Annotated in this window: 16 protein-coding genes; all 16 read right to left on the bottom strand. The window is 36.1% G+C overall.

Annotation, left to right across the window (positions count from 1 at the left end):
• Nucleotides 1–108 precede the first annotated feature (108 nt).
• The gene (locus ACTTG8_RS08720; RefSeq protein WP_442561729.1) at nucleotides 109–924 is read right to left on the bottom strand and encodes a MurR/RpiR family transcriptional regulator; all 816 of its coding nucleotides are present in this window, start codon (nucleotides 922–924) and stop codon (nucleotides 109–111) included.
• 30 nt (nucleotides 925–954) lie between these two features.
• Nucleotides 955–1,584 carry a GDSL-type esterase/lipase family protein gene (locus ACTTG8_RS08715; RefSeq protein WP_442561728.1) on the bottom strand — a complete coding sequence of 210 codons (630 nt, stop codon included), beginning with the start codon at nucleotides 1,582–1,584 and terminating at the stop codon, nucleotides 955–957.
• A 104-nt stretch (nucleotides 1,585–1,688) separates the two neighbouring features.
• Nucleotides 1,689–2,135: a YhcH/YjgK/YiaL family protein gene (locus ACTTG8_RS08710; RefSeq protein WP_442561727.1), complete on the bottom strand. Its 447-nt coding sequence runs from the start codon at nucleotides 2,133–2,135 to the stop codon at nucleotides 1,689–1,691.
• Nucleotides 2,136–2,147: 12 nt separating this feature from the next.
• Complete coding sequence (locus ACTTG8_RS08705) at nucleotides 2,148–3,065, bottom strand: dihydrodipicolinate synthase family protein (protein ID WP_442561726.1); 918 nt, start codon at nucleotides 3,063–3,065, stop codon at nucleotides 2,148–2,150.
• Between the two features lie 98 nt (nucleotides 3,066–3,163).
• Nucleotides 3,164–4,051, bottom strand: a complete 888-nt coding sequence (locus tag ACTTG8_RS08700; RefSeq protein WP_442561732.1) for a carbohydrate ABC transporter permease — start codon at nucleotides 4,049–4,051, stop codon at nucleotides 3,164–3,166.
• Between the two features lie 51 nt (nucleotides 4,052–4,102).
• Nucleotides 4,103–5,011, bottom strand: coding sequence for a carbohydrate ABC transporter permease (locus ACTTG8_RS08695; protein WP_442561731.1), 909 nt, complete (start codon nucleotides 5,009–5,011; stop codon nucleotides 4,103–4,105).
• A gap of 145 nt (nucleotides 5,012–5,156) precedes the next feature.
• Entirely contained in the window at nucleotides 5,157–6,563 is a 1,407-nt protein-coding gene (locus tag ACTTG8_RS08690) for an ABC transporter substrate-binding protein (protein ID WP_442561725.1), read from the bottom strand.
• 31 nt (nucleotides 6,564–6,594) lie between these two features.
• On the bottom strand, nucleotides 6,595–7,290 hold the full coding sequence (locus tag ACTTG8_RS08685) for an N-acetylmannosamine-6-phosphate 2-epimerase (RefSeq protein ID WP_442561724.1): 696 nt from the start codon (nucleotides 7,288–7,290) through the stop codon (nucleotides 6,595–6,597).
• Between the two features lie 325 nt (nucleotides 7,291–7,615).
• Nucleotides 7,616–8,152, bottom strand: coding sequence for a 50S ribosomal protein L17 (gene rplQ / locus ACTTG8_RS08680; RefSeq protein WP_442561723.1), 537 nt, complete (start codon nucleotides 8,150–8,152; stop codon nucleotides 7,616–7,618).
• A gap of 17 nt (nucleotides 8,153–8,169) precedes the next feature.
• Nucleotides 8,170–9,129 carry a DNA-directed RNA polymerase subunit alpha gene (locus ACTTG8_RS08675; RefSeq protein WP_442561722.1) on the bottom strand — a complete coding sequence of 320 codons (960 nt, stop codon included), beginning with the start codon at nucleotides 9,127–9,129 and terminating at the stop codon, nucleotides 8,170–8,172.
• A gap of 38 nt (nucleotides 9,130–9,167) precedes the next feature.
• The gene (gene rpsD, locus ACTTG8_RS08670; protein ID WP_442561721.1) at nucleotides 9,168–9,764 is read right to left on the bottom strand and encodes a 30S ribosomal protein S4; all 597 of its coding nucleotides are present in this window, start codon (nucleotides 9,762–9,764) and stop codon (nucleotides 9,168–9,170) included.
• 32 nt (nucleotides 9,765–9,796) lie between these two features.
• Nucleotides 9,797–10,198 (bottom strand): 30S ribosomal protein S11, encoded by a 402-nt coding sequence (gene rpsK / locus ACTTG8_RS08665; RefSeq protein WP_442553274.1) that lies wholly within the window; start codon nucleotides 10,196–10,198, stop codon nucleotides 9,797–9,799.
• 21 nt (nucleotides 10,199–10,219) lie between these two features.
• Nucleotides 10,220–10,588 (bottom strand): 30S ribosomal protein S13, encoded by a 369-nt coding sequence (rpsM, locus tag ACTTG8_RS08660; protein ID WP_023353536.1) that lies wholly within the window; start codon nucleotides 10,586–10,588, stop codon nucleotides 10,220–10,222.
• Between the two features lie 253 nt (nucleotides 10,589–10,841).
• On the bottom strand, nucleotides 10,842–10,955 hold the full coding sequence (gene rpmJ, locus ACTTG8_RS08655) for a 50S ribosomal protein L36 (RefSeq protein WP_023353537.1): 114 nt from the start codon (nucleotides 10,953–10,955) through the stop codon (nucleotides 10,842–10,844).
• A gap of 296 nt (nucleotides 10,956–11,251) precedes the next feature.
• Entirely contained in the window at nucleotides 11,252–11,521 is a 270-nt protein-coding gene (locus ACTTG8_RS08650; protein WP_442561730.1) for a type II toxin-antitoxin system RelE family toxin, read from the bottom strand.
• Nucleotides 11,518–11,739 carry a type II toxin-antitoxin system RelB family antitoxin gene (gene relB, locus ACTTG8_RS08645; RefSeq protein ID WP_442561720.1) on the bottom strand — a complete coding sequence of 74 codons (222 nt, stop codon included), beginning with the start codon at nucleotides 11,737–11,739 and terminating at the stop codon, nucleotides 11,518–11,520. The genes ACTTG8_RS08650 and relB overlap by 4 nt, the downstream gene beginning before the upstream one ends.
• Nucleotides 11,740–12,094: the final 355 nt, after the last annotated feature.

Here is a 12,094-nt window from a genome sequence, read left to right as displayed (position 1 = left end):
TATTTGCCTATATTGAAAGTGAACTTTCATATAGGCAACATAAGCTAACAATCTTGACAAAGTATAACACAAATATAATAAAATTATAAGTGATAAATATAATTATTTTCACCCTCCCATACCCTTAAGTGCCTCTACAGACTGGTTGTGCAAAGCATCTTTTTCTAATCTGTTTCGTCCCACATATTCATTATACAAGACATCAATTAATAGTAACATAGGGAATTGTGGTGAAATAGTATTACCCGAATTAAGATGTTTCAATGATGCTACTAAAACAACCTCATCACAATATTTTTTAAACTCTCCATCAGCTGAAGAAGTAAACAATACTGCTGTTGCCTTCTTCTCCTTAGCCTTTTTTAATAAATACATAACTGCCTCAGTTTCACCACTGAGTGAAAAGCCTATAACCAAATGCTTTGGAGTCAAAAATGGTGCTTGCATCTTTATCCTATCGGGATTATCAATACTGTCAATATCTACTCCGATACGCATAAAGCGACTTTCCATTTCTTTTGAAACATATCCATTACTGCCTAATCCAAATACAATTACTCTCTTCTTCTCGTATAAAAAATTTGTCAGTCTTGCAATCTGTGTTTCATCCATAAGATTATAAGTCTTGTTAAGCAGTTCCTGATAACTCTCATAAACTGTTTTAGCCGTCTTTGTTTCCTTCTTTTCTACAAAGGCTTCTTTATACTCATATACAAATTCCCTGTATCCATGAAAACCACATTTTTTTGCAAATCTAGAAAGGGATGCATTGGATACAAATAAAGTTTCCGTCATATTTTTTGCTGATAAATCAATATGCTCAGTATTGCTAAGAAAAAAATCCGCAATTACCTTCTCTGCCTGTGTAAAAGCATTATATCTGGATTCTATAACCGGAATCAAAGACTTAGAATATAAAGCCATATAGCAACTCCTTCCTAAATATAGTTCAAATCATACCTCATTTTTTATAGTCTGAAATATTTGCATTGCAAGTTTTTTATGACTTTCTGCATCTAAATGCATATAATCAATATCATTCATTTTACAAAATTCACCTGCATTGATGTAATAACAACCTTCATTCTTTGTATGCACTTCGTATAACTTAGCAAGTTTCGAGGATTTCTCACTGCAAACTCCCATCTCACCGGCTACTGCAGAAGTTTCACATCCCTTTTCTATTGGTGGAGGTGTTATTACTAAAATATGTGGCTCAGTTTCCCATACATCCAGTGATTTTGCTGTTCGAATCAGTCTCCTCACTCCATCAGCTATATTTTGAGCCGTTGCACTAAAACGTTCCTTACAATCGTTAGTTCCAAGCATTATAGTAAGCCATTCAATTTTTGAATGGCTCTGAAGACAAGGAACCAGATACTTAAGTCCATTCATTCCCTCATTTAATGGATCTTCAAAAACTGCTGTTCTTCCACAAAGTCCCTCTTCAACTACTATATACTCCTCTAAAAGATTCTGTAATATTCCGGTATATCTAACATCTTTACCAAATCTCCCATTAGTAACCACATCATATCCCCAAGTGTTTGAATCTCCAAAACAAACTATTCTCTTTTCTCGCATAAATGCCCCCTAAATATTAGTATATATCACAAAACATCTGCTGAAATATGTAATCATGGCTTTCCAAGGCCATAATATATGCAGATGTTTTGATAACGTTATATTTATTTGAATTTAACTTTAAAAGTTGCTTTTCTTATAAGCTCAGGCTTATCAGTCATAATCCCGGGTCTATGCCCATCCTGTGGCATACATACAAGAAAATCTCCGGCATATAAATTTACAGTACCTACAGGCTCGCCATACAGCGTCATAATATCAGGCTTATACTCTCCAGCCTCCATATTTGCTGTAATACAAACATCTATGCGCTCACTTCCACGAACAATATAATGTATGTCGCAATAATCTTTATGTGCTTCAAATGCCCTTTCCTCCACCGGAGCTGTGGTAAATTCCATAAGGTTTACAAATACATCATCCCCATCTATATCATACCTTTTCAGCTCCATCGAGGCTAAATTATTGTTTTTTACAAATTCAAAGCATTTTCTGAATTTTTCCTGTAAAAATTCATACTGTTCAGGATATTTTATATTTCCAAATACCATAATTCTCTCCCTTTAGAGGTACTTCGCTACAGCATCCCTTATCATTTTTGCAGCCTCTTCTACTATAGGCATATCTTCTTTATTAAGTTCATAAAGAGGTGCTCTTACGCTTCCGATATCGAGTTTCTCATTTATTCTAAGAATTTCTTTGATTACACCGTACATATTACCGGTTGCAGAACACATCTTGTAAATAATTTCATTAGCTGCATACTGTACTTCTCTTGCCTTATCGAATTCACCTTTTTTAACCAGCTCATCCATTTTTAAGAAAAGCTCAGGCATAACACCATAAGTACCGCCAATTCCACCTTCTGCGCCTATAGCTCTTCCACTTATAAACTGCTCATCAGGACCGTTGAAAATGATATAGTCCTCTCCCGCAGCCGCCTTAAACATCTGAATATCCTGTACAGGCATTGAAGAATTCTTAACACCGATTACATTTTTATTATTTCTCATAGTTTCAAAAAGTTTTCCTGTAAGAGCAACTCCTGCAAGCTGAGGAATATTATAAATAACAAAATCTGTATTTGGTGCGGCACTACTTATATCGTTCCAATACTTAGCTATGGCATATTCAGGTAGCCTAAAATAAATAGGAGGAATTGCCGCAATCGCATCTACTCCAACCTTTTCGGAATGTGCTGCAAGTTCCATAGAATCCTTTGTGTTATTGCAAGCTACATGATTAATAACTGTAAGCTTGCCCTTAGCTACTTCCATTACACTTTCGATAACAAGTTTCCTATCTTCTACACTCTGATAAATACACTCTCCTGATGAACCATTGGTGTAAATCCCCCTAACACCTTTTTTAATAAAATACTCTACAAGTGCTTTTACCCTGTTTGGGCTTATTTCACCTTTTTCATCATAGCAAGCATAAAATGCAGGTATTATACCTTTGTACTTATCCAAATTTCTCATCTTTATTACCTTCTTTCTTAAAGTAAAATATTTTTAACTAGCGCAACAGCCTAAATATAAGCTAATCACGCTAGTTTATAAAATTACATATTAGTTTATCAACCCTTTACGGCACCCATAGCTATTCCTCTTGTAAAATACTTCTGGAACAGCAGGAATACTATAAGAATTGGAATAGATGCAAGAGATGCACCTGCCATAATAAGCCCGAAGTCTGTAGCATTTTCTGCCTGTAACTTAGCAATACCAAGTGAAATAGTCAAATTGCTCTTTGAGCTGAGCATAATCAACTGCATAAAGTAATCATTCCAACTGTTGATAAATGTAAAGATTGCCAAAGCACCTATACCTGGTTTTACCATAGGAAGTACTATCTGCATAAATGTCTTTGCTTCATTAGCTCCATCTATCCTTGCCGCTTCAAGCATTTCTGTAGGTACACCTTCTGAAAACTGCTTCATAAGGAATACACCGAAAGGCCAGCCCACTGTAGGGAAAATAACTGCCCATATAGTATTATAAAGACCAAGTGAAGACATTTCACGAAGCAAAGGAATAAGTATAACCTGTTTAGGAAGTGCCATAGCTGCTACTATAAGTGAGAAGAGTAATATTCTTCCACGAAATCGTTTCTTAGCAAGGGCATAGCCTGCCATAGCTGCTGTAATACAAGTAAGAGCCATAGCTGCTACTGCCATAAATACAGTATTAATAAGCCATCTTATAGAAGCCGCCACCTCAGGTCCTGTAATCAGATATTTATCACTATTCTTAATCTTAAACATTTCAAAAAGAGGAGCTGACTGTTTTGAAAAGAGTTTCTGAAAGTTTGTCATCACCCATTCACTTGGAACCCATACTGGTGATGTCGCATTTATCTCTGCCGGAGTTTTAAAAGCTCCTGTAATTATCCAGTATAATGGAAATGTAAAAAGCACCGCAAGTATTACAAGTACTACTAGACAAAACACATTGTACGGTGTCATTTTTTTTACACCTGAATTTCCAAATTCTACATTTTTATTTTTCTTCATCTTCTACCTCTTTCTTGCTGCAAAGAATTGAACTGCCGAAAGTAATCCAATGAATATTGCCAGTACAACTCCCATAGCATTACCGTAACCATACTTATAAAGCTTAAATGCTGTATAATAGATATAGTACATAACAGTATCCGTACTATGATTAGGACCACCTGATGTAAGCAACTGAATAAGTGCAAAACACTGGAAACTGTTAATAGTGGTAATAACTAAGATGTAAAGAGTAGTAGGCATAATATTTGCCCATTTAATTCTCCAGAATATTTGGAAAGGTGTTGCTCCATCCACCTGTGCCGCCTCTATAAAAGACATATCCACATTTCCAAGGGCTGCAACATAAAGTACTATAGGTTGTCCTACTGAAGTAGTGAAAAGAATAAGAATAATACACCAAAGTGCAAATCTCTCGTCTCCGAGCCAATTTATATTTTTATCAATTATTCCTGTTGTTTTTCCTAAATAATTAGCTACTCCATAATAATTATTAAAAATCCATTTCCAAACCACTGTAACAGCAACTGAACCTGTTACTACTGGAAGATAAAATATTACTCTGAATATGGAAAGCAATTTACCATTCATATTATATATTGCTGATGACACCCAAAGTGAAAATATAGCTACTACAGGCACAGAAACAACTACAATTAAAAAGGTATTGGCAAGTGCCTTTAAGAATACCTTATCACTAAAAAGATTAATATAATTGTCAAAGCCTATAAATATATCTTTTACATCCTTGCCCATTGTAGAATCAAAGAAACTCGTATATACACATAAAAACATAGGTATTATTACAAATCCTACAAAAAAGATAAGACTAGGCAGTAAAAAAAGATAAGCATTTCTTGTCTCTCTTGCGGCAAGAACCTTACTCCTTGCCGAAACTGTGTTTGTCTTCAAAACAGTTTCCTCACTTTCTAATATTATTTTTCCCAAATTAAAAACACCATAGCCGCTACTCAGACTGCATCATAACTTATCTTCGCTCTATCTGAGTATTCCGCGGTCTATGGTGTAAATTTTATTTAGTAAATTTATTTACTTTTTATTTTGCGGCTGCAGCAGCTGCATTAGCTTCCTTACTGCACTCAGCTGCAACTGTCTGTATATCTTCACCGGTTCCTACCTTCTGAAGCATATTCCACCAAGCTGTACGAGTCTCTGGCCAGCCTTTTGTTACCTGATAGTAATCACCCATAGATGGCATAAAGTTCTTTGTAAACATATCCATTGTATCTGCAATTTCTGTACCTGCATATACATCTGTAAGCTGGCTGTGTACTGGGAAGAAACCTGAGCTCTTTACAGACTCTTTAACCTGCTCAGGATCATTTGCCATAAAGTCTACAAATGTCTTAGCAGCCTTAATCTTTGCCTCATCTTTGTTATCAAAAATACCAAATCCCCAAATTCCGCCACAAAGTTTAGCATTTCCATCCTCTGATGGGAACTGCATTGGGAAAATCTCTGATCCGTCATTTGTCTTACCTGCTTCGCCATTATCTGTATTGTTCTGCTGTGAAGCATTCCAGCAAAGTGACATTGCAAAAGTACCATCACGGAAAAGCTTAATTTCATCTCCACCTGCTATAGAAGCATCGAAATTAACACCCTTTGTATTCTTAAGTGTTTCAAGAGCTTTTACATTCTTTGCATCATCAATTGTATACTGTGTATGATCCGGATTTGTAAAGGTACCTCCGTACATATTATTTATAAGAGCTCTTGTACCCTGATCTCCACCCTGTCCACTACAGTAAACAGCAAGTACATTTTCCTGTCCCTTATCATTTACAGCCTTAACTGCCTTAAGGAAGTTCTCAGTTGTCCAAGTATGCTTTTCAGCATCAAGATACTTCATAGCATCTGCTTCTTCAAAAACTTTCTTATTTATAGCCATGCAATGTGCGACCATACAAAGTGGATATTCATAAAACTTTCCATCAGGACTCTTACAAGCTGCTGTTACATTCTCATAGAAATCTTTAGAAGCATCTGTGTAAAGATCTGAAAGGTCAACCATAAGTCCCTTAGCACCCCAGTTAGCCACAAGTCTTTCAGGTCCTTCTAAAACGATGTCAGGAGCCTGTCCACCTTCAATAGCTGTATTAATCTGATCATCACCGTTTGTATAATCAAGATATTCAACGCTTACACTGATATCAGGATACTTAGCATTGAACTTACTCAGCATTTCATCAACTGTTGCAGAATCGCCCCACTTACCAACAGGATATGTCCAAAGGGTAATTGCTGTCTTATCGCCTGTTGTCTCTACCGGAGCAGAAGCTGTGTTACTTGCTACAGATACCGCACTTGAAGCCTGTGTTCCTGTCACAGATGACTTCTTTTCAGGTGTACTTGCAGGCTTTTCTGCAGGCTTTGAACAGCCTACAAGTGATGCTGCCATAACAGCAGCAAGTGCAAGAGATGTTACTTTTTTCAATTTCATAGATCTTTCCTCCTTAAAATGACTTTTTTCTTTATTCTACAGTCGCTAATGCTTCTGCAAAAGATTTCGTTATAAGCTGTGGTCTGGTGATTATTGAGCCTACCACAACACTGAAAGCTCCTAATTCAATTACTCTTTTTGCTTTCTCCGGTGTATTTACATTTCCTTCAGCTATTACATAATGTTTTGCATTTTTTATAATCTTACGGAGAATCTCAAAATCATTTTCTGCTATCTTAAGACCCTCACTCTGCTTAGTATAGCCTACCATAGTAGGGCTTACAAAGTCAAATCCTAATTCATCTGCGTGCAGTGCTTCTTCTACTGTTGAGCAGTCCGCCATAAATAGCTGGTTTGGATACTTCGCCTTCACTTCCTTAAAAAACTCATCTATAGTAAGTCCACCCGGCCTTTTGCTTATAGTTGCATCCATAGCAATAATTTCAGGCTTAACTTCCATAAGTTCTTCTATTTCCTTCATTGTAGGGGTTATATACACATCTGAGCCTTCATAATCCCTTTTTACTATACCTATAATAGGAAGGTCAACATTTTTCTGGATTTCTGCTATATCTTCTTTAGTATTTGCCCTAATACCTGCAGCCCCACCTTCTTTAGCTGCATAAGCCATCCTTCCCATAATGTAAGAAGAATGGAGTGGTTCATGTGGGAGTGCCTGACAGGATACTATCAGTTTACCTCTAAGTGAATTTACTTTTTCATTCATAATCTGCCTCTTTGTTTTTTGATTTTCAAAATCTATGATTGTATTATAACCTAATTAAAATTATTTTCAAGATTATTACAATATTTTGAAAGTATTTTTAATCACTTATATTATAATGTTATTATTATCAATTTTACGCTCTATTTTTTGTATAGTTTGCACAAAGACTTGAAAATACTTTCACATATATCTCTCTATACGAAACCATTTTCAATGGATAAAATGAAAATGCATTTTGTTTAACATGAAATTTCTCACAATTTTCTATTAAAACAAAAAAAGAGAAACCTGTTACAGTTTCTCTTTAATATGTCATATATTCTATTTATACAAGCTCAATAAGAACTTCCATAGCAGCATCTCCTTTACGAAGACCAATCTTAACTATTCTTGTATATCCGCCCTTACGGTCAACATACTTAGGCGCAATCTCATCAAAAAGCTTGTTAGAAAGATCAACAACCTTTGTATTTTTCTTTCTTCCGGCAGCCTTCTCAGGATGCTCTGTAATAGAATAAAGTACTTTATTCATCTGTACTCTTGCATTATGGCGAGTAGGAAGGTCTCTCTTAACCTCTTTATCTACTTCATCAAATACAGTTACTTTTCTGCCATTTACAACTTCTTTTACGTTCTTGCCATTAGCATCTTTACGAGCAACTTTTGACTTAACTGTAACTGTTTCAAAATTATCTTTTTCTTTAACAGCCAGTGTGATAAGCTTCTCAGCTATACGGCGAAGCTCCTTAGCACGAGCTTCTGTGGTAACAATCTTGCCATGATATAAAAGCTCTGTTACCTGACTTCTGAGTAAAGCCTTTCTCTGACTTGATGTTCTACCAAGCTTTCTATAGCCAGCCATTCTTATATCCTCCTAAATTATTCATCGCCTTCATTAAGTGAAAGTCCCAACAACTTAATCTTAGCTTTTATCTCTTCAAGAGACTTGTTTCCAAGATTCCTTACTTTCATCATATCTTCATGCGTTTTTTCAACTAATTCCTGAACAGTATTGATGCCCGATCTCTTAAGACAGTTAAATGCACGAACTGAAAGTTCAAGTTCATCTATACTCATCTCAAGTACCCTGCCTCTCTCATTATCAGGCTTAGCTACCATAACATCTACTACCTTAGCATTTTCAGACAAATCAATGAAAGAATTAAGATGCTCACTCATTACTCTGGCCGCAAGGCTGACTGCTTCATCAGGTCCCATAGTTCCATTAGTAAATACATCCAAAGTAAGCTTATCATAATCCGTCATCTGACCTACACGGGTATTCTCAATATTGATATTTACTCTTTCAACAGGTGTATAAATTGAGTCAATAGGAATGACATCTATGGCTAAATCATCACTTTTATTTTTATCGGATGAAACATATCCATGTCCTCTCCCTATAGTAAGCTCCATATACAACCTGCAATTACTTCCACCATTAAGAGTAGCTATCACCTGTTCTGGATTAGTAATTGTAATATCTGAATCTACCTGAATGTTTGCACCTGTTACAACGCCTTCTCCTTCAAATTCAATGTATGCGGTCTTAGGTTCATCAGTCTCACTTTCGTTTCTGATAGCAAGACTTTTGATATTCATAATTATTTCCGTAACATCTTCCTTTACACCCGGAACAGAACTAAGCTCATGCTTAACTCCTTCAATTTTAACAGCAGTTACTGCTGCACCGGGAAGAGATGAAAGCATAATCCTTCTGAGCGAATTCCCAAGAGTGATTCCATAACCTCTCTCAAGAGGCTCAACTATGAAGCGCCCATGTTTCTTATCATTAGAAATCTCATCAATTTCAATATTCGGTATCTTAAAATCAAACATTTATCAGGCTCCTCCTTTAAGTGTGTTATTCGAATTAATTACTTAGAGTACAACTCGACAATGAACACCTCATCTACAGGAACATCAATCTGATCTCTTGTTGGAATTTCCTTAACAGTTGCTGTAAGATTTTCACGATCCACTTCGAGCCAAGCTGGAACGAGTCTTCCGTTAGTAGCCTCAAGTACATCCTTAATTCTCTGGATAGACTTCTTCTTTTCTTTAATTTCAATCTTATCACCTACAGCTACACTATAAGAAGGTATATTAACCTGTTTACCATTTACAAGCACCATCTTATGTCCAACCATCTGTCTTGCTTCTTTTCTTGTTCTTGCAAGTCCAAGACGGAAGATTACATTATCAAGTCTTAACTCAAGGAGAATCATAAGGTTCTCGCCTGTTGTACCGTATTTAAGTTTTTTAGCCCTTGCAAAATTATTGCGGAAAGGCTTCTCTAATACGCCATAGATAAACTTAGCCTTCTGTTTTTCACGAAGCTGAGCACCATACTCACTTATTTTTCTTCTTCCGTTAACAAGCGTTCTTTTAGACTTCTTATCAAGTCCCATAACCATTGGTTCTATGCCGAGAGCCCTGCATCTCTTTAATACAGGCACCATATCTCTTGCCATTTATTTTTCCTCCTAAAATAATCTACCTGGAATTAAACTCTTCTACGCTTTGGCGGTCTGCATCCGTTATGAGGTACCGGAGTAACATCCTTGATACTGGTTACCTGAATTCCACAAGCCTCTAAAGCACGAATAGCTGCTTCTCTTCCTGCCCCCGGTCCCTTAACCATAACCTCAACAGACTTTAATCCATGGATAACTGCTGCCTTCGCTGCAGTTTCTGCCGCCATCTGAGCAGCATAAGGGGTAGACTTTTTGGATCCTCTGAAACCAAGTCCGCCTGCACTTGCCCAAGAAAGAGCATTGCCTTCAGAATCTGTTAATGTAACTATTGTATTATTAAATGATGACTGAATGTGTGCCTGTCCGCGCTCGACATTCTTTTTCACACGCTTCTTTGTCACTTTTTTTGCTGCACCTTTTGCACTAGCCATGACCTAAGAATCCTCCTTTAATTATTTCTTCTTATTTGCGATGGTCTTCTTTGGACCTTTTCTTGTCCTTGCGTTGTTCTTAGTGTTCTGTCCACGAACAGGAAGTCCCTTTCTATGACGAACACCTCTATAACAACCGATCTCCTGAAGTCTCTTGATGTTCATAGCTACTTCACGACGAAGATCACCTTCAACCAGAACGGATTCTTCAATCACATCACGAATTTTTCCAACCTGTTCGTCAGAAAGATCCTTGCAACGAATGTCCGGATCAACAGCTGCTTTTGTTAAAATTTCATTAGATTTAGCTCTTCCTATACCATAGATATAAGTAAGGCCAATTTCTACACGCTTCTCTCTTGGTAAATCGACACCACTAATACGAGCCATTAGCGTTTAACCTCCGTTATTTTTTCAATTATTAGTAACAATATATGTGAAATTTGGTATTGGAATGATGATTTCCTCTACCCAGCCGCTTTAAACCGTACAACGAAATATGAATTTCGAGGTGAAGAAAAAATTATCTTCATAATATAAGCCTCTGCTTATAAATACGGTATCACAGATATGATCGGCTCACATTTCCGATGATATCCATAACGCAGAAAGCAAGACTCCTAATTATTAATCTTAATCAGAATTATCCCTGTCTCTGCTTGTGTTTTGGGTTCTCACAGATAATTCTGATTGCACCCTTTCTCTTGATAACCTTGCACTTTTCGCAAATAGGCTTCACAGATGACCTAACTTTCATTTCGAAAACTCCTTTCTGAATAAAGTCCACTGTATATAATAACACATACCAGCACAACTTTCAATAGAAAATTTTGAATTTTTTTAATTTTTTGTTATTTGAAAAAGTAAATTCCATATTAGTATGGATTTTTAATTTTTTGCACAACCATCTTACACAATTTAGGTATTTTCTTATTTTAGTGTAATACTATCTTGCACAAATTGACACTTTTTCTAATTTTGTGCAAGTAAAAGCTTTATTTAGACGTACAAAAAAAGACAGAAACCTTAGCCTCTGCCCTTAACCTCTGCTGTTTACCTAATATACACTTCTCTCCTATGCCCTACAGTAAGTGCCAAAATTATAAGCTCATTATCATTTATCTCACAAATAAGACGATAATCGCCTATCCTATATCTCCAACTGCCACTTCTGTTTGCAGTAAGACCTTTTCCCTGTTTATAAGGATTATCTGTTTCTTCAAGATTCTTTTCAATCCAGCCTACAATCATCTTCTGTGTATACCTGTCAAGTTTCTTAAATTCCTTATCAAATCTGGCTGTAGTTTCTACCCTGTACATTATAAGCCAAGCTCCTTCTTAAGTTCAGAAAATGGACGACTTTTCTTTCCGCTGTCTACATATTCCTTGTATGCTTCTTCTCCAACCTTGATATCATACTCATCTTCTATTTTCTCAAATAAAGCTTTCTTAAATGCCTCGCCCAAGGACATTGAATGAAGGTTTGCATAGCTGTCTGCCAATGATTTTTCTTCTTCTGTTAATCTTATTGAAAATGCCATAATTACCCCCCCCCTTTCTTTGTAGTATATTGTACTACAAAGTCACCAATATGTCAATAGAAGGCCTGCATAGAAAAAAACGTGTGCTTACGCACACCTTGCACGCTGGCTATGCTTCCCTCAGAGAAATTTTATTATAGGAAATTTAGAAGAAATTCCTATAATAAAATCAAACCAAATTTGATTAAATTCAGTCTGATTTTATTGATGTAATTTTATTATTTTATCTAGCAATAGTGTTGCATTTACTATTTTTATAAAGTGTTGCACTTACCTTGAAAATCTAGCTTTTATTTCTCCCTTCCATTTTTTATAAAGGTTTCTTTAACGTATATACAATAGTTTTATCTGTTCC

The sequence above is a fragment of the Catonella sp. genome (genome assembly GCF_052173895.1).
Taxonomy (GTDB): Bacteria; Bacillota; Clostridia; order Lachnospirales; family Lachnospiraceae; genus Catonella.
The sequence above is the reverse complement of the archived record's forward strand: the minus strand, read 5'-3'. Positions and strand labels throughout refer to the sequence as shown.